The following is a 23,245-nucleotide window of genomic DNA, read 5'->3' on the forward strand; positions in this document are numbered from 1 at the left end:
CGAGCCCTAAGGACTTTCCATGAAACGCAAAGACAAAATGGCTGTCTCCGCCATCGCTGTGTTCGCCGTCGGCGTGCTGCTGTACCAGGCTGTGCCGGGTCTGCTGGGCAGCCAGCGCCAGACCACCAATGACGCCTTCGTCGCCGCCGACTTCACCCTGGTCGCACCCCGTGTGGCCGGGTTTATCAAGGAGGTGTTGGTGGAAGACAACCAGCGCGTCAAGGCCGGCCAGTTGTTGGCGCTGATCGACGACCGCGATTTTCGCGCCGCCGCCCAGGCTGCCGATGCGGATATGTTGGTGGCCCAGGCTCAACTGAAAAACGCCACCGCCACCCTTGAGCGCCAAAGCTCGGTGATCACCCAGGCCCAGGCCACGGTGGCGGCAGAGCGCGCCGAAGTCGCCTTCGCCGAACACGAACTGAACCGCTACAACCACCTCGCCGGTGTCGGTGCGGGCACTGTGCAGAACGCCCAGCAAGCCAGGACGCGCATCGACCAGGCCACCGCGCGCCTGACCAATGCCACGGCGGTGCTGGCGGCCGAGCGCAAGCAGGTGGAGATCCTCAGCGCCTTGCGCGACGCCGCCGCCGGTGGACTCAAACGCGCCCAGGCCGCTCTGGAAATGGCCAGCTATCAGTTGTCCTATACGCGCATCGTCGCGCCGCTGGATGGCATGGTCGGCGAACGCGCGGTACGGGTCGGCGCCTACGTCACGCCGGGCAGCAAAATCCTCGCGGTGGTGCCGTTGGCCGAGGCATACGTGGTCGCTAACTTCCAGGAAACCCAGCTTCTCCATATGCATGCCGGCCAGGCCGTGCAGGTGCGCGTCGACAGCCTCGACGGCGAGTTGCTCGACGGTCACCTTGAAAGCCTGGCACCCGCGACCGGGGTGACGTTCTCCGCGGTCAAACCGGACAATGCCACCGGCAACTTCACCAAGGTGGTGCAGCGCATTCCGGTGAAGATCGTCCTCGAACCCCACCAAGCGCTGACCGAACGCCTGCGCGTCGGCATGTCGGTGGAAGCCAGCGTCGACACCCGGTCCGTCGCGCAACAGCGTGAGGTGGCCCAGCAATGAGACAGGTCGCCTGGCTTACCTTGAGCCTCATCAGCCTGACCGCCTGCAGCGTCGGCCCGGATTTTCAGCGGCCACAAGGCCCGCCCATGGCGCAATGGGCCGAACCCCAGGGCCGTCAGGCGGCCAGTCGCGCGGTCAGCGATGCGCTGCAAGAGCGCTGGTGGGATGTGTTCCACGACGAGCAACTGTCGGCCCTCACCCGTCGCGCCCTCACCGATAACCTGGACCTGAAACTGGCCAGCAGTCGCCTGCAACAAAGCCGCGCCATGCGCCAGGTGATCACCGCCGAACGTTACCCCAATGTCGATGCCACGGGTGGCTCTCAACGCAAACGCAACAGCGGCAAAGGCTTGAGCGACCCTTCCGGCGAAAATGGCCGCTCGGCGTTCAGCCAATGGGACATGGGCTTCTCCGCCTCCTGGGAACTGGACTTCTGGGGCCGCGTCAAGCGCGAAACCGAGGCCGCCGACGCCACCCTGCACGTCGCCGAAAACGACCGCCGCGCCGTGTTGCTGTCGGTGCTGGCCGAGACCGCCCAGGACTACATCCAACTGCGCGGCGTGCAGAACACCCGCGCCGTCACCGAACAAAACCTTGCCGTCGCCCGCCGCAGCCTCTCACTGTCGCAACTTCGCCTGGCTGACGGTGTAGCGACGGACCTGGACGTGGCTGAAGCCGCCGCCCAGGTTGCGGCCATCGAAGCGCGCCTGCCGGATTTGCAGCAACGCCAGGACCAGTTGATCAACGCTCTCAGCCTGCTGATGGGCGAACCGCCGCAAGCCCTGCATGCACAACTGTCCAGGGACGCGGCCGTGCCGCAGACCCCGCGTCAGGTTGCCATCGGCCTGCCTTCGCAACTCGCCGAACGCCGCCCCGATATCCGCCAGGCCGAAGCGCGCCTGCACGCCGCCACCGCGAGCATCGGCGTGGCCCGGGGCGACTTCTACCCGCGCATCACCCTGTCCGGCAGTCTCGGCTCCCAGGCCATGCAACTGTCGGACTTCGGCTCCTGGGGCTCCCGCGCATTTGCCTTCGGCCCGCAATTCAGCCTGCCGCTGTTCAACGGCGGGCGCTTGCAAGGCATGTTGAACCTGCGCGAAGCCCAGCAGCAGGAAGCCGCGCTGGCCTACCAACACACCGTGCTGCGTGCCTGGCATGAAATCGACGATCAACTGACCCGCTACAACACCAGCCAACTGCGCCGCGACAGCCTCGCCGAAGCGGTGCGCCAGAACCAGATCGCCCTGTCCACCGCGCAACACCAGTATGTCGAAGGCGTGGTGGATTTCGTCAACGTACTCACCGTGCAAAGCGCGCTGCTGACCACGCAAGAGCAGTGGGTGGAAAGCTCTACCGGCGTGTCGTTGGCGATGGTGGGGTTGTATAAAGCGCTGGGCGGCGGCTGGGAGTCGGTCTACCCGTTGACGGACGTTCGACGCTGAAATGGGAAAATCTTCTCGTCATTTCCTGCGAGGCGAAGATTTAGAAAGGGGTCGAGGTTAGCCCGGGCCTCCGTTGGAGCAAAGACGCATGGCTTCTTGCATATTTTAATTGGGCGTCAGGATTGATCAGGGGTTGCGCAAAAACACCACATACCCGCGAAACCACTCACTCCCCTTCAAATACCCCGGCGCCGTCCATTCCCCGCCCTGGATCAAGCCGATCTTGAACGGCAGCCCCAGCCGATTCATCCGTGGCAGATACGCGGCGTAATCCGGGATGCTCTGGCGCCCCTGATACGTCTGCACCACCACCTCATCCACCACGCCGTTGAGCCGGGCGATGGCGGTTGAGTCGGCGTTGCTGCTCCAGTCCATCAGGCCGGTGATGCTCAGGCGCAGGTCGGCGGGCAGGCGCTGGCGCAGGTCGCGCAGGAAGTCGGCGTATTCGTGCAGGTACTGGGTGCGGGCGTCGAAGTCGATCTGGATGCCGATCACCGGGTTGCCGGCGTCGCGCCAGCGTTGTACCTGGCCGAGCAGTTGGGTGTAGACGCGGTCCGGCCAGCGCAGGGTGTGGGCGCGGTAGACCAGCCAGATGTCGCCCTGGGTGATGCGCGGCACGCTTATGCCCTGGGCGATCAATTGCACGCCGCGTTGGGGGGCGCGGCGGGTGGCGTTGATCTGGCCCTGGAGGATGTACAGGGTGTTTGCCTGCTTGAGCACTGGCTGCGGCGTGACCCCGCTCCACAGCCAGAAGGCGTCATAGTCGCGGGCGTCGACCGCGCCGAAAGCCGGGCTTGCCAGCAACAGCAAGCCGAGCCACAGCGGTTTCACCAGTAGTACTGCAGGGATTTGCCCCACTGCGTGTCGGCAAAGCCCGTCTTGAGTTGACGGAACCAGGCCTTGCGCACGGCCGGTGCGACGTCTTCGCCGCCGCAGCTGTTGTAGCCGGCGGGCGCGTAGCAGTTGATGGCGCGGAACAGCGCGTAGGCCTTGTCGGTTTTCGGCGCCTTGGGGTTGCCGATCACCTGTTGGTAGCCGTCGAGCCGCGAGAAGGTGTCACCCTTGAAGTCCGATGGCGTACTGCCCAGGCTGCCGGCGGCGCGTGCCTGTTCAAGGGGCATGCCGTCGAGGTTGTTGCGCAGGATGAACTCGCCGAAGCAGTTCAGGCCTTGTGGGTTTTTCGCGTCGTTCTGCAAGGTCGCGGCGGTTTGCGCAATGCTCGGGCAGACGTAGCCGGATTCAGCTTTTTCGCCGTTCCACTGGAACAGTTTCAACGTCTGGCTGGCGCTGTAGACATAACCCAGGCTGGTGCCCAGCTTGTCGTCCGGGACCGACGCCGGCAGTTGCTTGAGGTCGTCGTCGAAGGTGGCGAACTGGCCGCGCAGCAGGTCTTTATAGAGCAGCACGAATTGGGCGGTCTGGCGCTCCAGCGGGTCATGGGCCTGGGCGATCTGTTGGCGCAGCAAGTCCGGCCCGGCGATGTGGCGCAGCAGGATGTAGCGCACCTGTTTGGCGCTGATCGGCGAATCGGCGGCGAACACCTTGGCCAACTGGCCGCTGCGTTCGTAATTCATCGCCAGTGCCAGCTCCAACTGGTCGCGTTGCAGCGGTTGCTTGGCCAGCGGCAGCAGTTGCAGCCACAGGGTTTCGGCGGCTTTCCAGTCTTGCTTGGCTTCCAGGGCCAGGCCGCGCAGGGTCTGTTGGCTGAAGGCGAAGTAATCCGGGTTCGACGGCACGTCCTGGGGCAGGTGTTTCAGCGCGTTGTCGGGTTGATGCTCGACGTACAGGGCATACGCCGCTTGCAGGTAGTCGAACAGCGCCGGCGTGTCGGCAAACACGGCTTTTTGCTGATCGAGATCGGCGCGGCTGAGGGCCGGCGGCGTGTGAGCGCGCATCCGCATCAGGTCGCTGACGAGCAGGATCATCGGGTTCTGGACTGCCTTGCCGTTAACCATCAACAGCTTGACGTCGGCTTCGGCCACCAGCTCATCCACGGACACATTGCGCTGGGCGTCGGTGGCCTGGGTCAGTTGCCAGGCATAGGCCTCGGCGAGCTTGGCTTGATCGTCCGCCAACCAATACACCCGGCGCAGCAGGCCACGGGCGGAGGCGACGTAATCACCCTGTGGATAAGTCTTCAGGTAACCGAGGAAGCCTTCTTCGGCGTCGCTCAGGGCGGACTTATCCACATGCTCGAGTTGCGGCATGCCGTATTCGTCGAAGGCGTCGGCCTGCGCCTGGTTCAGTGACGTCCGCGCGGTCATGTACAGCGCGGTTTCCTTCAGCCAAGGCACATTGCTGGTGCTGGCGCCGGCGAAACCGCGCTCGGCGTCACTGAAACGGCCGCTATAGAAGTCGGCGGCGGCCTGCAGATAAGTGCGAAACAATTGGCCTTCGCTGGATTGGATCTGCTGTGCATCCAGCACTTGGCCTTCCCAAGAACAGGCCGTGAGCAATTGCAAACGCGCCTTCACCAGTAGCTCGCGTTCGGCTGCCGGCATGTCGGCCTTGAGCACCTGGCGGATAAACGCGGTGGCGCTGTCATCGTCGTTGCTGCGGCAGCGGCTGCCTTCGCCATTCAGGAAGTCAGCCCCCGCCGATTTGTATTCGTCGCGCTTGATGCCCAAAGGCTGGAGCAGGGTGTCGAGTTCGGCGCTGGGCGAGGTGTGCGATGTGTTATCCGCTTCGGCCGGCGCGGCGGCGATCGGCACCAGGCGGTACACCGGGAACGGCACCGGACCGAAGCCTTGGGACAGGTCGTCCTCGCTCAAGGCGTTCGGTGCCAGGGGCGCGGCTTTTTTGTCGGCCAGTAACAGGCGCAGGTTGGTTCGGCTGTCATTGCCGGGGCTCAGGAACGGCAGGTTGTTGCAGGTGTCCAGGCTGTCCCGCGAGACCCTCCAGTCGGGGTAGCACGAGTCGTCGGAGCTGGCGAGTGCCGGCAGGGAGAGACCGGCGAGCAGGGCCAGTGCCAGGGGTGACAGAAAACCGATGTGCATGACGTGTCCTTGATCCTGAGTCCTTGGAGGTCGGCAATCATAACGTGATCCGGCGAAGGCTTCGGCAAAGGCCTACAAAAAATGCTGATTTGTCTGACTGGGGGTAGTGGCAATTTAACTCCGCTGCCCTAGACTGCGCACATCGTCAGGGAGGTCGAATGTATGAAGCAGTTATGTAGATCGGTACTGGGATTTTCCTGCTTGGTGAGCCTGGCGCCGATGGTCATGGCGGACGATCCGCTGTTGGACCACGCGCCCGCAGCGGCCGTCAGCGCCGACAGCGAAGCCCGTGGTGTATTGCGCGCCCGTGACCAGGCGATGCTTGCCAGTGAATTGTCGGGGCGGATTGTCGAACTGCCGTTCAGCGAGGGCGAGTCGTTCAAGAAAGGCGACACCCTGGCGCGTTTCGATTGCTCGGCCTACCAGGCCCAGCTCAATGCCGCCTCGGCCGCCAGCCGTGGCGCCGGCGAAGAACTGGCCCACAACAAACAACTGGCGGCGCTGAATTCGGTCGGCCGGTTCGAAGTGGCCCGCGCCGAGGCCAAACTCACCGAAACCCAGGCCCAGTCCCAGGTCTATCAGGTGCAGGTCAAGCGCTGCAGCGTGCTGGCGCCGTATGACGGCCAGGTGGTGCAGCGCAAAGTCCAACGTTATGAAAGCGTCTCGGCCGGCGCGCCGCTGCTGGAAATCGTCGACAACCGCAGCCTGGAGATCCACCTGCTGGTGCCGTCGCGCTGGATGGGCAAACTCAAGCCCGGGCAGACGTTCAGCTTCACCCCCGACGAAACCGGCCAGGCATTCAACGCCACCGTCAAACGCCTTGGCGCGCGCATCGACGAAGGCAGCCAGACCCTGTTGCTGGTCGCGACCTTGCCCAATGCCAGTGGGTTGATGGCCGGCATGAGCGGCACCGCGCACTTTGCACAACTGCAATGAACGCACCGATGACGGGCAATGCCGAGCGGGTATTCGCGCAGTTTCTCGAGTTGGAACGCCAGACCCGCGCCGCCCAGAGCACTGAGCAATTGGCCTACAGCCTGGTCAACGATGGGCAACCGCTGTTCGGCTATCGCCATGCGGCGCTGTTGATCGCCGGCAAGGTGCGGGCGGTGACGGCGGTGAGCAGCGTCGACCCGAACGCGCCGTTCGTGGCCTTCGTCGAGCAGGCCGTGGCCCAATTGCACAAACACGGGCTGGGCCAGACCGCCCGGGAAGTGCCGGCCGCGCAATTGAGCGCGCAACTGCAGGCCGACTGGCAGAGCCTGTCCGCCGGCCATGTGTTCTGGCTGCCCTTGATCGACCCGCAAGGCTGCGTGTTCGGCGGTGTGTGGCTGGCGCGGGATACGCCCTGGAACCCGGCCGAGCAAGTGCTGCTGGCGCAGTTGGGCGACACCTACAGCCACGCTTGGCGTGCGCTGCAACCGCGCCAGCCGTGGCGCCTGCGCCTGACCCGCAAACGCCAGGTGCTGGTGGTCGTCGCGTTGCTGCTGATGCTGCTGATTCCGGTGCGCCAATCGGTACTGGCGCCCGCCGAAGTGGTGCCGTTGGCCGGCCAGGTGGTAGCGGCGCCGCTGGACGGGGTGATCGCCGAGTTCCTGGTCAAGCCCAACCAGACGGTGAAAACCGGTGACCTGCTGCTGCGCTTCGAAAGCACCACCCTCACGGCCCAGGCCGATGTGGCCGCGCGTGCCCTGGGCGTGGCCGAAGCGGAGCTCAAGGCCAATTCCCAGCGCGCCTTTGCCGATGCCGAATCGAGTTCGCGTATCGACCTGCTGGCGGCCCGGGTCGAGCAAAAACGCGCCGAGCGCGACTATGCCCGCGAACTGCTCAAGCGCAGCGAAGTACGCGCCGAGCGTGACGGTATCGCGGTGTTTGCCGACGCCGAACGCTGGACCGGCAAACCGGTACAGACCGGCGAGCGTCTGCTGCAGATTGCCGACCCCGGCCAGGCAGAGTTGCGCATCGAACTGGCGGTGGGCGATGCCATCGCATTGGCGCCCGACGCCCAGGTTGCGCTGTTCCTCGACAGCGACCCGTTGCAGCGCCACCTCGCCACCTTGCAACGCGCCGCCTACGAGGCGCAGCCCACGCCCGGCGCGCAACTCGCCTATCGCCTCGATGCGCGCTTCGATGAGGCACCGCCACGCATCGGCCTGCGCGGCACGGCGAAGCTCTTCGGTGAGCGCGCGCCCCTGGCCCTGTACCTGTTGCGTCGGCCATTGGCCGGCTTGCGCCAGAGCGTTGGCCTCTGATGAACCTGCCCCCACTGCGCGAAGACCTGCAACTGTCCAGCGCCGGCGCGGCCCTGGACGGCTCGCCGCGCTGGACCCTGGCCGACCCGGTGCGCGGGCGTTACTTCAAGCTCGGCGCCACCGCCATTCGGCTGCTGCGCCACTGGTCCCTGGGCGACCCGCAACACGTCCTGCAAGCCGCCAACCGTGAGCCGGGCCTGCCCCTGGGCGCCAGCGAAGTGGATGAGCTGCTGAGTTTCCTGCGCGCCCATGACCTGATCGCCGCGCTGGACCCGCAGCAACGTGCCAGTTACGCCTACAAGGCCGCCGCCCGTAAGCAAAGCCTGTGGCAAATCCTGCTGCACCAATATTTGTTCTTCCGCATCCCGCTGTGGCGCCCGGACGCGTTCCTCAACCGCGCCTGGCCGTGGCTGGCGCGCTTCGGGCCGGGGCTGTTGCGCTACGGTTTGCCGCTGACCCTGGGCCTGGGTGTGTTTCTGGTGGCGCGGGACTGGCAGCGCTTTCTGGCGACGTTCCCGCACCTGTTCAGCCTCGGCGGTGCCCTGGCGTTTGGCGTGGCGCTGTTCTTCGCCAAGCTGTGCCATGAGTTCGGCCATGCCTTCATGGCCAAGCGCGCCGGGTGTCGCGTGCAAAGCATGGGCGTGGCGTTCATGGTGTTGCTGCCGATGTTCTACACCGATGTGAGTGACGCCTGGCGGGTCAATGATCGGCGCGCGCGATTGCTGATCGGCGCCGGTGGGGTGATGGCCGAGTTGTTGCTGGCCTGCGTGGCCTTGCTGGCCTGGTCGCTGCTGCCGGACGGCGCGGCGCGCACGGCGGCGTTCATGCTGGCCAGTGCGACGTGGCTGACCACCCTGGCGATCAACCTCAACCCGTTCATGCGCTTCGATGGTTATTTTTTGATCAGCGACCTGTGGGGCGTCGACAACCTGCAAGGTCGCGCCTTCGCCCTTTGCCGCTGGCGCCTGCGCGAGTGGTTGTTCGGCTATGGCGAACCGGCGCCGGAACCCTGGGCGCCGAACATGCAACGGCGCCTGCTGTGGTGGGGTTACCTGGCCTGGTTGTGGCGGGCGGCGCTGTTCCTGGGGATCGCCCTGGCGGTGTATCACCTGTTCTTCAAGCTGCTGGGGATCTTCCTGATGCTGGTGGAACTGGTGTGGTTCATCGGCCTGCCGATCTTCAAGGAGTGGCGCGAATGGTGGAGTCGCCGCAGCCAGGCCCATGCGCCGCGGGTGCTGCTCAGCGGCCTGGGCCTGCTGTTGTTCGTGCTGGCGCTGGTGGTGCCGTGGCGCAGTGCCGTGGAGTTGCCGAGCATGCTCGAGGCCGGGCGCGCCAGTGCCTTGCACGCGCCGGTGGCGGCGCGGGTGAAACAGTTGCGGGTGGTGGATGGGCAAGTTGTGACCCAGGGCCAGGTGCTGATCGAATTGGAATCGCCGGATTTGGATGCGCGGCAAAGCATCGTGCGCCGCGAAGTGGAGATCCTGCAGTTGCAGATGCGTCGCCAGGCCGGACGCAGTGAAACCGCGGCCGACGCCGGGATCAACGATCAGCGCCTGTCCCAGGCCCTGGCCGAATACCGCGGGCTTGCCGCCCAGCGCGAACGCCTGCTGTTGCGTGCGCCCCATGCCGGCACCGTGCGCGACGTGCTGCCGCAATTGAGTGTGGGCCGCTGGCTGTCGCCTAAAGACGCGCTGGCGCGAGTGGTCGAGGAGGGCGCGCGCCTGCGCGGGTATCTGGCGGAAGCCGAGCTGTGGCGGGTGACGCCGGGGGCGAGCGGGCGGTTTATCGCCGATGACCCGATGCGCGCCGCCATCCCGGTGGTGCTGACCGATATCGATGCCAACGGCGTGGCCTATCTGGACCAGGAAGCCCTGACCTCCGACCACCACGGGCCGATTGCCGTGCGCCGCGACGAAAACCAGCGCCCGGCGCCGGTGCAGGCGCAGTACGGCGTGCGGTTGCGCAGTGCGCAAGCGATCGCCACCCCCCATCAACCGCTGCGCGGCGTGGTGGTGTTGCAAGGGCGCAGCGAGTCGGTGCTGGGCGTGGCCTGGCGTCGAGCGGCGGCCTTGGGCGTGCGGGAAAGCGGATTCTGACAGGAGTGCAAAGGCATGTTGAACAAGGATGGCGCTTTGGCGCAGGGCCTGGTGGTGCGCCCGTCACGGCCCACCGACGGGCCATTTCTGCAAAGCCTCTACCGCTCGGCGCGTGCCGATTTGCAGTGGATCGACGGTGAGCAGGGGCTGGTCGAGGCGGTGATCGCGCAACAGTTTCAAGTGCAGGAAAACGGCATGGGCGAGCATTTTCCCGGGGCCTTGCATTATGTGATCGAAAAACTCGACACGCCCATTGGCGCCCTGAGTGCCGATTTCGGCCCGAATGAAATCCGTGTGCTGTACCTGGCGTTTATCCCCGCTGCCCGAGGCCAGGGTTTTGGCCGCGCGGTACTGCACGGCGTGCAACGGGCCGCGCAGCAGGTGTGTTGCCCGGTGGCCACGGTGGTGTGGGCGAGCAACCCCCATGCGCGCCAGCATTACCTGGCGCTGGGGTTTCGGTTGGAGGAAGAGACGCCCGCCGCGCAGCGGCTGGTGTGGTACCCGTCTCAGTTGAACACGATGCAGAAATAACCGCGGGCGTTGTCGCGGCCCATGGCGGGTTCGCGGGACACAAACACCTGCTCCAGGCAGGTCTGCGCCAGCGGCAAACGGCAGAGGCCGTCGACGAAATCCGTCGGCTCCAGGCTGTCGAGCAACACGCTGAAGGCCGTGCGCGGGCTGCCCGGCACGCTGGCTTTGGGCGCATCAGTCACCTGTTGGATCTGGATCGGCAGCGCCGACCCATCCGGCAGGTACAACACACTCGTGCGCGCAAGCAGAGGGCGAAAGTGCTCGGGGGTGACCAGGTTCAACATACATCGGCTCCGTGTCAGAGAGGCCGAGGCCCAAGTGCCCCGGCCCGGGTGCGGGTCAGTCGCGTGACGGGAAGACCCCGTTCAGGGCAATGCTGAAGTTGATCACCAGGAACGGGTTCATCGTGTCCATGGGCAACCCTTGGCCGGCCAAGGCCAGCGTGCCGGTCAAGCTCGTGCTGACGCCTTTGAGCGGTACCGGGCTGGCGCCCTGCTGGTCGGAAAAGATCGAGGCACTGCCCGGCCCGCCGCCGGAGGCGCCGATAAACGCATTGGCGGCGGTCGGCGCTGTAAGCGGGTTGCTGGCGGTGGCGGCCAGTTGCACCGCCGCGCTGACTGCCAGCGCCGCCGTGCTATGGGTGTGCGTGGGTAGGTTGGCCTGGGTGGCCATCACACTTTCGACGCCGTCGACGTCGCCGATCAACCGCTGCGACAGGCCCGGGCCATTGCCTTGGCCGATGGGCAGGCGACCTTGCAGGTCAGGCAGCTTGAAGGTTTGCGTGCCGTCCCCGCCATATGTCGTGCCGATCAGCGCGTACAGCGCCTGGTATTGGCTGATGGGCAGGAGCTGGCCGGCGCAGAAGGCCCAGTTTCTTGGGGCGAAATTAAAGGCGAAAGGTTGGATGGTGCCGATGAATACTTCCATGAATCGTTCATCCTTGTGTGAGCTGTTCAAGGGGATATAAAGCCAGTCGATCTGGCTTCATCGCAGAGCGTAGACGCAGGTTTTGAGCGCTGCCTGCCGGTTGCGAAACAACGAGCGAATCCGGGGCTTTTGTCCTAGAGTGGCGCTTGTTTGCGCATGCGCAGGTTTGGCCCTGAAAATGGGCAGTGGCGGGGGAGTCGGGGTGCGACGGTCTGTGGTAGAGCAAGACGACAACGTTGGGGTGATTTCTGCTGTCAATCGCCTCGCAAAGGCCCGTGAAGGTGGCGATTGGTTGCGCCAGTTATGGTGGGTGCCGATTCTGGCGCTGGCGCTGGCCGTGCGTTTTTATGGCCTGACGGCCGCGGCGATCTGGGGCGACGAAGGCTCGAGCCTGCTGCTCAGCCAATATGCGGCGACCGACCTGTGGTTTCACGCCGCCCACGATGTGCATCCGCCGTTGTATTTCTTCTTGCTGCGCGGCTGGATCGAGCTGTTCGGCGACGGCATCTGGTCGATTCGCAGCATGAGTGCGATTCCCGGTGTGGTCGTGGTGGGCCTGGGCATCTGCCTTGCGCGGCAGTTGTCCACCCTTCGTGCCGCCGTGCTGGCGGGTGTGCTGCTGGCGCTGTTTCCCAGCGCGGTGCGCTACAGCCAGGAAGTGCGTATGTACTCGCTGCTCGGCGTGTGGCTGCTGGGTGCGACGCTGGCGTTGGTGTATTGGGTGCGCCACCCCGAGCGCACGCGCTACCTGCTGGGGTACGGGCTGCTGATGGCCGCCGGTTTCTATACCCATTACTTCACCGCGTTGTGTGTGTTGGTGCATTGGGCCTGGCTGGGCCTGTTGAGTGCGTCCCAGCCCCCCGGTCGGCGCTTGATCACGCGTCCGGCCTGGTGGGTGGCCAACGTCGCGATCGTGCTGGTGTACCTGCCTTGGCTGCCGAACCTGGTGGGCCTGGTGCAGCATGTCGAACAGCTCAAGGTCGGCGGCGACATCGGCTGGGAAGAGCCGATCAACCTGTTCTCCGTGCCGTCGATGATCTGGCAGTTCATGTTGCAGGACGAAGGTCTTGGCTTATCGCCTGTGCTGTTCTGGTCATTCCCGCTGCTGCTGGTGGCCGTGGTCGGCGTCTGCGCCTGGCGCGATCAGACGCGCTACCGGTCGGCCGGTCTGTTGGCGCTGTTTTTCTTGCTGCCGTTGCTGCTGGTGTACGGGGTGTCGTTTATCTCGTCGGTGTTTATCGAGCGTTACCTCACCGTCTATGCCCTGGCTTTGCCGATCATCCTGGCGCTGGCCATCGACCGCCTGCCCGGACGTCTTTCATGGCTGGGCGCGGCATTGTTCGTGCTGTGCGTCGGTGTGGAACTGCTGGGGGTGAAGAACAATGCCACCGTGGATGTGGATGATCAGTTCAACGTGCCGGTGGAGTTCGTCAATCGCAACTATCAGGAAGGTGACCGCATCGTCCTCAGCGACATGCTGTGGTACCTCAGCTACGTGTATTACGACCGGACCGACGCCCAATTGCAGCTTTACACCCCGCCCAAACCGGATGGCACGCCGACGCGGCCGAACTCCTATGGTTTTGGCACGCTGGTGGATCAGGACGGCGGGCGTATCTACCTCGACCGTTTGTCGGCATTACCGGCCGATACCCAGCGTGTCTGGCTGATCAGCAGCAACGAAGCACCGGACGATTTTGCGCCGCTACCGGACGGATGGCGTGAAAAAATGCAGCAGGACGGGGGCGGTGCCAGGGCGCGATTATTCGTGCTATGCCTCGGCCCAGAGCCTTCGCAGCCAGAGGCCTGCCGCTAATATCCATTTGGAATGAAAGGAATATCAAAACAGTGGCATTTGACCACTAGTGAACTTTGTAATCATCAGTTACGATTCGTATACAAATGGATTTTTGTCCTACAAAAGTGGTGAAGGGATGCAGTATCACTTTATCTCCGGTTTGCCCCGCTCCGGTTCGACGCTGCTGTCTGCGATCCTCTTGCAGAACCCGCGCTTCCACGCTGGCATGAGCAGCCCCGTGGGCACTCTGTTCAACGGCGTGCTGGGGCAATGCAGTGCTGGCAGCGAGTTCGGCTCGGTCATCGATGCCAATACCCGGCGCCGCTTGCTGCGCGGGTTGTTCGATGCCTATTACGCCGACCGCGCCCCTGTGCCGGTGGTGTTCGACACCAATCGCCAATGGTGCGCCCGCATGCCGGCGCTGCACGACCTGTTCCCCCAGGCCAAGGTGATCGCCTGCGTGCGTAACGTGGCGTGGATCATGGACAGCCTCGAGCGTGTGTACCGCGCCAACCCCTTCGAAAACACCAAGCTGTTCAACGACGACGTCGAGCGCAACACCGTCTACAGCCGTGTCGAAACCCTTGGCCAGCGCAATCGCCTGGTGGGGTACGCCTGGTCGGCGCTCAAAGAGGCGTACTACGGTGAACACGCCGACTCGATGCTGGTGGTCGACTACGACTTGCTCTCCCAGGCCCCCGAGCGGGTCATGCGGCTGGTCTACGAATTTATCGGCGAGCCCTGGTTCGAGCACGATTTCGAGCACCTGAGCTACGACGCGCCGGACTTCGACGACGCCCTCGGTGTGAGCGGTTTGCATCGGGTCAAACCGAAGGTGGAACTGCAGCCCCGGCGGACCATCCTGCCGCCCGATCTCTTCGAGCAGTTCGCGCATATGTCTTTTTGGCGTGATGGCACTTCCAGCGCCGCCAATGTGATCCGTACCAAAGCCGATGCCGCGATCAGTTGATTGCGGTTTTTTTCATTGCGGGAATCAGCATTCGACCGACGGGTGAGCAGCATGTGGTGGAACAACCTTAAGGCACGGCCAGCAACAACCAATGCCAGCACCCTGGCGACGCCGATGATTATGTCCCTGGAACCGCGCATGCTGTTCGACGGCGCAGTGGCCGCCACCGTGGCCGATGCGGCCCAGGCCGACAGCCACGCCACCGCAGATGCTGCGGCCAAGGCGCCGACGACCACCGAACACGCCGCCACCGGTAGCGAAAGCCACGCGCAGTCCGACGCGCCCGCCACCCCCGCACCGGTTGCCGTGCCGGGGCAGAGCGTGGTGTTTGTCGATGCCCGCGTGAAGGATTCCGCCGAGCTGCTCAACGGCGTTGCCCCCGGCACCCAAGTGGTGCAACTGGATGCGAGCAAGGACGGCCTGCAGCAGATCGCCGATTACCTGGGCAGCCATCAGGGCGTCAGCTCGGTGCAGATCATCGCCCACGGCAATGCCGGTGATCTGTGGCTGGGCAGTACCTATTTGTCCGCCGACAACGTCGCGGCCCGCAGCGAAGTGCTGGCGCAGATCGGCCAGGACATGAACGTGGGCGGCGATATCCTGATCTACGCCTGCAACACCGCCGCCAGCGACAAGGGCATCAACTTTGTCGACTCGCTGGCGCAACTGACCGGGCGCGATGTTGCCGCGTCCACCAACCGCACCGGCCTGGGCGGCGACTGGACCCTGGAAGTCGCCACCGGCTCCATCGAAAGTCATACGGCGTTGTCGTACCAGGCGATGTCGGCATACCAATACGGCCTGGCAAACATCACGGTGACCAGCGCCGCAGACAGCGGTGCCGGCACACTGCGCCAGGCCCTGACCGATGTGGGTGTCGGCGAGACCGTCACCTTCAGCACCCCGGGCATGACGGTCAATCTGGACACGCAGTTGGTCATCGCTAAAAACCTGACCATCGATGGCGACCTGAACAATGATGGTGTTGCCGATGTGACCATCAGCGGGCAGTACAAGACCCAGGTGCTCAAGGTTAACAGCGGTGTCACCGCGACCCTGGACGGCCTGGTCATTACCAAGGGCTTGGCGGCTGGCGACGGCAGTAATGGCGGTAGCGGTATTAGCGCGGCCAATTTGCTCGGGGCGGGGGTCAGTAACTTCGGTAACCTGACCCTCAATAACGTCAGCGTGACAGAGAACGCAGCCTCGGGTGGCGGTGGTGGCGGTGGCGTGGTCAATGGCAATTTCGGCGGTGCCGGCGGCGGCGGCGGCGCGGTGGGCGGAGGCAACGGCGGGCGTGGTGGCAGTACCGGCAACGGGAGCGGTGTCTACGCCGGAACTGCGGGCACCCCCAACCAGGGTGGGAGGGGTGGGGGCTACAGCACCATGGGCGGCAACGGCGGCTCGAGCAGCGGTGGTGCCGGCTCGACTGGCATCTACGGTTATACCAACGGTTCCGCTGGCGGCACAGCGACCTCTGGCGGCTTGTCGATCGGCGGCGGTGGGGGTGGTTCCGGTTGGAACGGTGCCGGTGGCAAGGGCGGCGGAGCGGCTGGCGGTATCTACAACGCCAGCGGCGCCACCCTGACCATCGTCGGCACCAGCTCGATTACCGGTAACATCGGTGCCGGCGGCGGCGGCGGTGGTGGTTCGGCGGCCGGCAGCGGCACTACTCTGAATGGCGGTGACGGTGGCCTGGGTGTCGGTGCCATCTGGAACAAAGGCACGGTATTGATCACGGCGGCCAACTTCGCGGCGCTGGGCGGTTCGGCCAACACCGGTGCCAGTGGTAACGGAGGCTTGGCCACCAACGCCTCGGCGGGCAGCAAACCCACAGCAGTCAACGGTCTGTTCAACGATATCGGCGGAACGGCGAACACCGCTTACAATCCGGCCCCGGTCGCGACCATCGTGGTCAGCAACACCGCGCAGCACATCGGCAGCACCTCGCAGGTGACCATTACCTTCAACCAGGCCGTGACCGGCTTTACCAGCGCCGATCTGACGATCAGCAACGGTACCCTGGGCACCCTGACTACCAGCGACAACATCACCTACACCGCGACCTTTACGCCGAGCGCGAGCGTGACCAGCGCCACCAACCAGATTGTCCTCGACAATACCGGCGTCACCGCCACGTCGACGGGGACACCAGGGACCGGCACCACCTCGTCCAACAGCTTCAGCATCGATACCGTGCGCCCAACCGCGACCGTTACGGTCGTTGCGCCGACGTTGAGCACCACGGTCAACTCGACGGTGAACATTACCTTCAGCGAAGCGGTGAGCGGTTTCAGCCTTACTGACATGTCGGCGTCCAACGGCACCCTGAGCAACCTGACCACCAGTGACAATATCCACTGGACCGCGACCCTGACACCGAGCGCCAGCAACAGCAGCAGCGGCAATGTCGTTACCCTGGACAACACCCTCTATACCGATACCGCGACCAACGCCGGTACCGGCACGACCACGTCCAACACCTATGCGATCGACACGGTGCTGCCGACCTCGACCATTGTGGTGTCCGATACCGCACTGAGTATCAGCGGTAACACGTCCCTGGTGACCATCACCTTCAGCGAGGCGGTCACCGGGCTCACCGTCGGCGCCTTCACGGTCGCCGACGGCATCCTGAGCAACTTGGGCAGCAACGACGGTGGTCTCACGTGGACCGCAACCCTGACTGCGACCCCTGGGGCCTCCCATACCGGGAATGTCATCACCCTGAACAACACCGCGGTCAGTGATGGCGCGGGCAACGCCGGCAGTGGCACCACCAATTCCAACACCTATGCGGTCGACACCGCGCGGCCGAACGCGACTGTCGTGTTCGCCAACACCAACCTGGGCATCGGCCAGACCTCGCTGGTGACCATCACCTTCAGCGAAGCCGTGACCGGGTTCACCAACGCCGACCTGATAGTGTCCAATGGCACCCTGAGCGCGGTCAGCAGCAACGACGGTGGTACCACCTGGACCGCCACCTTTACCCCGACGGCGAGTATCGTCAGCGCGAGCAACCACATCACCCTGGACAACACCGGGGTCCAGGACGTGGCGGGCAACGCCGGCAGCGGCACTACCACGTCGAACAACGTGGCCATCGACGGCGTGCGTCCGACCGCGACCCTGGTGGTTGCGAGCAACTCCCTGGGCATTGGCCAGACCTCGCTGGTGACCATTACCTTCTCGGAAGCCGTGGTCGGTTTCTCCAATGTCGACCTGACGGTGTCCAATGGCACCCTGAGTGCGGTGAGCAGCAACGACGGTGGCATCACCTGGACCGCGACCTTCACGCCGAGTGCAAACCTCACCGACACCACCAACGTCATCACCCTGGACAACACCGCCTACAGCGACACCAGCGGCAACACCGGCACCGGCACCACCGACTCCAACAACTACGTCATCGACACCGTGCGCCCCACCGCGACCATCGTGGTCGCCGACCCGGCGCTGACCGCTGGCGAAACGTCGCTGGTGACGATCACCTTCAGCGAAGCCGTGACTGGCTTCACCCTCGCCGACCTGACGGCAAGCCACGGCAGCCTGAGCAGCCTGAGCAGCGCCGACGGCGGCATCACCTGGACCGCGACCTTCACCCCAGGGACGAACACCAACAGCGCGAGCAACGTGATCGCCCTGGCCAACACCGGCATCGCCGACCTGTCCGGCAACGCAGGCGCGGGCACCACCAACTCGGCGAATTACACCGTCGATACGGTGTTGCCTTCGGCGACCATCGTGGTGGCCAACCCGACGCTGAAAATCGGTGACTCCTCCCAAGTGATGATTACGTTCAACGAGGCCGTGACCGGTTTCAGCAATGCCGACCTGACGATCACCAATGGCACCTTGAGCGCGGTCAGCAGCAGCGACGGCGGCATTACCTGGGGCGCGACGTTCACCCCGAGCAGCGCGATCAGCGACGCCACCAACCAGATCACCCTGGACAACAGCGGTGTCCAGGCGGCGGTGTCGGGTAATGTCGGCGTCGGTACCAGCAATTCCAATAACTACGCCATCGACACCCAACGTCCGACCGCGACGGTGGTGGTGAACAACGACCACCTGGGGATCGGCGGCTCGTCGCTGGTGACCATCACTTTCAGCGAAGCAGTGACCGGGTTCAGCCTGGCCGATCTGACCACCGACAATGGCACCCTGAGCAGCCTGAGCACCAGCGACAACATCACCTATACCGCGACGTTGACGCCTGTGGCAGGCGTCACCCAGAACAACAATCACATTGTCCTGGATAACACCGGTGTGACCGATGGCGTCGGTAACGTCGGGTCTGGCACCACGTCGTCCAACGCCTATATGATCGACAGCCAGCGGCCAACGGCGACCATCGTGATGGCCGACCCTGTGTTGAGTGCCGGCGAAACTTCCTTGGTCACGGTCACGTTCTCGGAAGCCGTCAGCGGTTTTGACAACAGCGACCTGAACGCACCCAACGGCACCCTCTCGACAGTCAGCAGCGCGGATGGCGGCGTCACCTGGACGGCGACTTTCACACCGACCGGCAACGTCCGCGACACCACCAACCTGATCAGCCTGAACAACGCCGGCTACACCGACCTGGCCGGCAACGCCGGCAGCGGTGTCACCAACTCGGGTAACTTCACCATCGACACGGTGCAGCCGAGCGCAACTATCGTCGTCGCCGACAATGCCCTGAACATCGGCGACACCTCGCTGGTCACCATTACCTTCTCCGAAGCGGTCAGCGGTTTTACCAACGCCGACCTGACGATCGCCAACGGCACGTTGACCTCCGTCAGCAGCAACGACGGCGGCGTGACCTGGACGGCGACTTTCACGCCGAGCAGCGCGATCAGCGACACCAGCAACGTGATCACCCTGGACAACAGCGGTGTGCAAAACGGCTCCGGCAACAGCGGCAGCGGCACCACCGATTCGAACAACTACGCCGTCGACACCGTGCGCCCAACGGCCACCATCGTGGTCGCGAACCCGGCCCTCGGCGTGGGTGACAGCTCACTGGTAGTGATCACCTTCTCGGAGGCGGTAACCGGGCTCAGCAACGCCGATCTGACGGTCAACAACGGCACCTTGAGCACCGTGAGCAGCGCGGACGGCGGCGTGACCTGGACCGCGACGTTCACCCCGACGTCCGGCATCACCGACACCAGCAACGTGATCACCCTGGACAACACCGGCATCGCCGACCTGGCGGGCAACAGCGACAGCGGCACCACCGACTCGAACAACTACACCATCGACAGCCAGCGGCCAACGGCGACCATCGTGATGGCCGACCCTGTGTTGAGTGCCGGCGAAACCTCCTTGGTCACGGTCACGTTCTCGGAAGCCGTCAGCGGTTTTGACAACAGCGACCTGAACGTCGCCCATGGCACCCTGAGCGCGGTCAGCAGCAGCGACGGCGGCATCACCTGGACGGCTCTCTTCACACCGGCGGCGGGTATCCGCGCCGCCAGCAACGTGATCACCCTGGCCAATACCGGCATTGCCGACCTGGCCGGCAACGCCGGTACGGGAACGACCGACTCGGCCAACTACAGCATCGACACCGTGCTGCCGACGGCGACCATCGTAGTCGGCGACACCGCCCTCAAGGCCGGCGAGACCGCCCCGGTGACCATCACCTTCTCCGAGGCTGTCAGCGGTTTCACCCTGGCCGACCTGAGCGTGGCCAACGGCGTGCTGAGCAACCTGGCCTCCAGCGACGGCGGCGTGACCTGGACCGCGACCCTGACGCCGACGGCCGATGTCACCGACACCAGCAACCTGATCAGCCTGGACAACAGCGGCGTACAGACCGCCGCCGGCAACGCGGGCAGCGGCAGCACCGATTCGAACAACTATGCGATCGACACCCAGCGCCCGACCGCGACCATTTCGGTGGCCAACGGCAACCTGGGCATCGGCCAGACCACCACCGTCACCATCGGCTTCAGCGAGGCCGTCAGCGGTTTCGATCTGTCTGACCTGAGCGTGGCCAACGGCGTGCTGTCCAACCTGGCCAGCAACGATGGCGGCAAAACCTGGACCGCCACCCTGACCCCGACGGCGGCGATTACCGATGCGACCAACGTGATCGTGCTGGACGCCGGCCAGGTCAACGATGCTGCCGGTAACGCCGGCAGCGGCATTGCGATTTCGAACAATTTTGTGATCGATGGCGAACGCCCGACGGCGACTATCACCATTGCCAACCCGAATCTGACCGTCGGCCAGACCACCACCGTCACGTTTACCTTCAGTGAAAAAGTCAGCGGCTTCGCGCTGGATGACCTCAGCGTGGCCAACGGCACCTTGTCCAACCTGGCCAGCAACGACGGCGGCAAAACCTGGACCGCGACCCTCACACCGACGGCCAACCTCAACGACCCGAGCAACTTCATCACCCTCGACACCGGCCTGGTGAATGACATGACGGGCAACGCTGGCAGCGGTTATGCCAACTCCAACAACTACGCGATCAACACCATTGCCCTGACCGGCGACCCGCTGTTCCGCGTCACCGAGCCGGCACCGCCACCCGGCGCGCCGGATGTGCCGCTGCAACCGATCGTGTTTGGCCGGCCCGTGGGCGACCTGGGTTCACCCATTGGCTTCCCGGCGTTGTTTGAACAGCGCGAGATGGGCGCGGGCTTGCCGCCTATCGGTAACATCTTCATTCGCAACGGTGCCTTGGCGCCCAGCTTCATTGCCCAGGTGTTCAACAGCAACAGCGGCGCGAACGGCGGCGCGCAGGGCTTCCTCGGTTTTGGCGGCGGCGATGGCGGGGTGTTTGGTTCAAGCACCTTGTCGGGGTTGTTCAATCGTGAGAGTGGCGGCGGGGACAGTGGCCTCAAGGCGTTCGACGGCCGAGCGATCCAGGGCGGCGGTGACGCGGCCCAAGGCCTGCGGGGCGTGTTCGGCGCCCCGACCCTGGGCCAGCAATTGCAGCAGATCAAAGACGTGGAACAGCGTCAGGTGATTGACCTGGCGAAGGCATTGCAACAGGTCGGCATCAGCGAAATGCAGGCCTGACACACTTAAATCAAGGCGCAGTAACAGGGGCAGTCCAAGGATGAATACAGTTCATAAGTTGTTCGGCGCCAGCGTGCTGGCGCTGGCGATCGGCGGTTGTGCGGTCACCAGCGAGCCGATTGAGCGCAGTGTCAGCGAGCAGCGAGCCCGCAGCGACCTGCACGGTATGTACACGGATCAGGAGCCATTGAACGGCCCGTTGACACTGCACCAGGCCATGGCCCGGGCGGTTAAATACAACCTCGAAGGGCGCTTGAAGATCATGGAGGAGGCGCTGGCCAAGCGCCAACTCGACCTCGCCAGTTTCGACATGCTGCCGCGCATGGCGTTGTCCGCCGGTTACGCCGGGCGCAACAACACCAACGCCTCCAGCAGCCAGAGTGTTCTCACCGGCACCCAGTCCCTGGAACCGTCGACATCCCAGGACCGCGACCGTCGCGTGGCCGACCTGACCATGGTGTGGAACGTCCTCGACTTTGGCGTCAGCTACATCAGTGCCAAACAGCAAGGCGACCAACGCCTGATCGTCCAGGAGCGGCGCCGCAAGGTGATCAACACCATCGTCCAGGACGTGCGCTCGGCCTATTGGCGGGCGGTCGCGGCCGAACGCCTGCTGACCCAGATCGACAGCCTGATGGCGCGGGTCGACCAGGCCCAGAGCAACAGCCAAAGCATGAGCGAGCAGCGTATCGGCGACCCGATCCAGGCCCTGGGCTACCAGCGCTCGCTGATCGAAGCCACGCGCCAATTGCAGGAACAGCGCCGCGCGCTCTCCCTGGCCAAGACTGAACTGTCGACCCTGATCAACCTGCCCATGGGCACCGACCTCAAGCTGGCCACGCCGGACGACTATGCCGTGCCGCAGCTCAAGGTCAACTTCGCCAGCCTGGAACAGGAAGCCCTGGCCAACCGCCCTGAACTGCGCGAGCAGGACTACCAGACCCGCATCAGCGCCGCCGAAACCCGCAAGGCCATGCTGCGCCTGCTGCCGGGCCTGGAATTCTCGGCCGGTGGGCATTACGACAGCAACTCGTTCCTGGTGGACAACCGCTGGGCCGACTACGGCGCCAAGGTCACCTGGAACCTGTTCAACGTGCTCTCCGCCCCGGCGGCCATCGACGTCGCCAAGGCCGGCGAAGAAGTCGCCACCGCACGGCGCCAGGCCATGTCCATCGCGGTGCTGGCGCAACTCTACGTCGCCAACGCGAACTTCCAGGACGCCGTGCGCCAGTTCAAGACCAACGAACAGCTGGCCGACATCGACGGGCAGATCCTCACCCAACTGCGCAACCGTCACCAAGCCGCAGGCCTGGGCGAACTGGACCTGATCCAGGGCGAACTCAATACCCTGCAAGCCGACCTGCGCCGCGACCTGGCCTACGCCGACCTGCGCAACGCCTACGGCCAGATCTTCGCCAGCGCCGGGCTCGACCCGTTGCCGGAGCAGGTCGATTCCGACCGCGTGCAGTCCATCGCCACCGCGCTGGCCGGCCGCGAATCGGCGTGGGCCGCCGGCAACATCGCCGCCCCGGTGCCCCGTGCCGCCGTCAAGTAACCTGGTGGCACCGACCGCGAGCATCACGCGTGCCCAGCGTGAGGCTCGCAACGGTCATCGCGGCGTGGCGATCCTGCTGACCGGCCTGCCGGCGTCGGGTAAATCGACCCTGGCCCAAGGGCTGCAGGCGGCGTTGTTCGAACAAGGCCGACACAGCATCGTGCTCGACGGCGATGCCTTGCGCGGCGGCTTGAACAAAGACCTGGGGTTTGCCGACGGCGATCGCCTGGAAAACATCCGCCGCGCCGCCGAACTGGCGGCGTTGCTGGTGGACAACGGGCAAATCGTGATCCTGGCGCTGATCGCGCCGTTGGTCGAATTACGCGCGGTACTCGCCGAACGCCTGGGCGCGGACTATCGGGAAGTGTGGTGCAACGCCGCACTGGACATCTGCGAACGCCGCGACCCCAAAGGCCACTACGCCCGCGCCCGACGCGGCGAACTGCCGGGGTTCACCGGCATCGGCTCACCCTACGAACCGCCGCCGCAAGCCGCCCTGGTCCTGGAGACCGGCCAGCTATCCGTGCAGCAATGCGTCGCACAACTGCAGGTATGGTTGCAAACCCTGTAGCGC

Annotated in this window: 15 protein-coding genes; 11 read left to right on the forward strand and 4 right to left on the reverse strand. The window is 64.8% G+C overall.

Annotated elements, in window-relative coordinates; translation table 11 throughout:
• Window positions 1-19: 19 nt before the first annotated feature.
• Complete coding sequence (locus tag PverR02_RS00715; RefSeq protein WP_046385127.1) at window positions 20-1,078, forward strand: HlyD family secretion protein; 1,059 nt, start codon at window positions 20-22, stop codon at window positions 1,076-1,078.
• The gene (locus tag PverR02_RS00720) at window positions 1,075-2,520 is read left to right on the forward strand and encodes an efflux transporter outer membrane subunit (protein ID WP_079442578.1); all 1,446 of its coding nucleotides are present in this window, start codon (window positions 1,075-1,077) and stop codon (window positions 2,518-2,520) included. The genes PverR02_RS00715 and PverR02_RS00720 overlap by 4 nt, the downstream gene beginning before the upstream one ends.
• A gap of 126 nt (window positions 2,521-2,646) precedes the next feature.
• Here the strand turns inward: PverR02_RS00720 and PverR02_RS00725 are convergent, their stop codons facing one another.
• On the reverse strand, window positions 2,647-3,351 hold the full coding sequence (locus PverR02_RS00725; RefSeq protein WP_079442579.1) for a DUF3142 domain-containing protein: 705 nt from the start codon (window positions 3,349-3,351) through the stop codon (window positions 2,647-2,649).
• The gene (locus PverR02_RS00730) at window positions 3,348-5,516 is read right to left on the reverse strand and encodes an outer membrane assembly lipoprotein YfiO (protein WP_079442580.1); all 2,169 of its coding nucleotides are present in this window, start codon (window positions 5,514-5,516) and stop codon (window positions 3,348-3,350) included. The genes PverR02_RS00725 and PverR02_RS00730 overlap by 4 nt, the downstream gene beginning before the upstream one ends.
• A gap of 219 nt (window positions 5,517-5,735) precedes the next feature.
• On the opposite strand from PverR02_RS00730, the gene PverR02_RS00735 reads away from it, so the two are divergent.
• The 4 genes from PverR02_RS00735 to PverR02_RS00750 are packed head-to-tail and all read left to right on the forward strand — an operon-like array spanning window position 5,736 to window position 10,395.
• The gene (locus tag PverR02_RS00735; RefSeq protein WP_231590069.1) at window positions 5,736-6,452 is read left to right on the forward strand and encodes an efflux RND transporter periplasmic adaptor subunit; all 717 of its coding nucleotides are present in this window, start codon (window positions 5,736-5,738) and stop codon (window positions 6,450-6,452) included.
• Window positions 6,449-7,768, forward strand: coding sequence for an efflux RND transporter periplasmic adaptor subunit (locus PverR02_RS00740; protein ID WP_079442581.1), 1,320 nt, complete (start codon window positions 6,449-6,451; stop codon window positions 7,766-7,768). The genes PverR02_RS00735 and PverR02_RS00740 overlap by 4 nt, the downstream gene beginning before the upstream one ends.
• Window positions 7,768-9,864 (forward strand): biotin/lipoyl-binding protein, encoded by a 2,097-nt coding sequence (locus PverR02_RS00745; RefSeq protein WP_079442582.1) that lies wholly within the window; start codon window positions 7,768-7,770, stop codon window positions 9,862-9,864. The genes PverR02_RS00740 and PverR02_RS00745 overlap by 1 nt, the downstream gene beginning before the upstream one ends.
• Before the next feature lie 15 nt (window positions 9,865-9,879).
• Window positions 9,880-10,395 (forward strand): GNAT family N-acetyltransferase, encoded by a 516-nt coding sequence (locus tag PverR02_RS00750; RefSeq protein WP_046385120.1) that lies wholly within the window; start codon window positions 9,880-9,882, stop codon window positions 10,393-10,395.
• Here PverR02_RS00750 and PverR02_RS00755 read toward each other — a convergent pair.
• Window positions 10,371-10,679 (reverse strand): hypothetical protein, encoded by a 309-nt coding sequence (locus PverR02_RS00755; RefSeq protein ID WP_046385119.1) that lies wholly within the window; start codon window positions 10,677-10,679, stop codon window positions 10,371-10,373. The genes PverR02_RS00750 and PverR02_RS00755 overlap by 25 nt on opposite strands.
• A 55-nt stretch (window positions 10,680-10,734) precedes the next feature.
• Window positions 10,735-11,322 (reverse strand): phage tail protein, encoded by a 588-nt coding sequence (locus tag PverR02_RS00760; RefSeq protein WP_079442583.1) that lies wholly within the window; start codon window positions 11,320-11,322, stop codon window positions 10,735-10,737.
• A 202-nt stretch (window positions 11,323-11,524) separates the two neighbouring features.
• Here PverR02_RS00760 and PverR02_RS00765 point away from each other — a divergent pair, with 202 nt between their 5' ends.
• The 5 genes from PverR02_RS00765 to cysC all read left to right on the forward strand — a co-directional run bounded on the left by PverR02_RS00765 (window position 11,525) and on the right by cysC (window position 23,242).
• The gene (locus PverR02_RS00765; protein ID WP_079442584.1) at window positions 11,525-13,138 is read left to right on the forward strand and encodes a glycosyltransferase family 39 protein; all 1,614 of its coding nucleotides are present in this window, start codon (window positions 11,525-11,527) and stop codon (window positions 13,136-13,138) included.
• A gap of 118 nt (window positions 13,139-13,256) precedes the next feature.
• Complete coding sequence (locus PverR02_RS00770; protein WP_017845533.1) at window positions 13,257-14,090, forward strand: sulfotransferase family protein; 834 nt, start codon at window positions 13,257-13,259, stop codon at window positions 14,088-14,090.
• A gap of 51 nt (window positions 14,091-14,141) precedes the next feature.
• The gene (locus PverR02_RS00775) at window positions 14,142-21,116 is read left to right on the forward strand and encodes an Ig-like domain-containing protein (RefSeq protein ID WP_227778757.1); all 6,975 of its coding nucleotides are present in this window, start codon (window positions 14,142-14,144) and stop codon (window positions 21,114-21,116) included.
• 40 nt (window positions 21,117-21,156) lie between these two features.
• A complete protein-coding gene (locus PverR02_RS00780) occupies window positions 21,157-22,671 on the forward strand; it encodes a TolC family protein (RefSeq protein ID WP_079442586.1) in 1,515 nt (504 codons plus the stop codon).
• On the forward strand, window positions 22,655-23,242 hold the full coding sequence (cysC, locus tag PverR02_RS00785; RefSeq protein ID WP_046483759.1) for an adenylyl-sulfate kinase: 588 nt from the start codon (window positions 22,655-22,657) through the stop codon (window positions 23,240-23,242). The genes PverR02_RS00780 and cysC overlap by 17 nt, the downstream gene beginning before the upstream one ends.
• The last annotated feature ends 3 nt before the right edge of the window (window positions 23,243-23,245 follow it).

It is taken from the genome of Pseudomonas veronii (assembly GCF_002028325.1).
GTDB lineage: Bacteria > Pseudomonadota > Gammaproteobacteria > Pseudomonadales > Pseudomonadaceae > Aquipseudomonas > Aquipseudomonas veronii.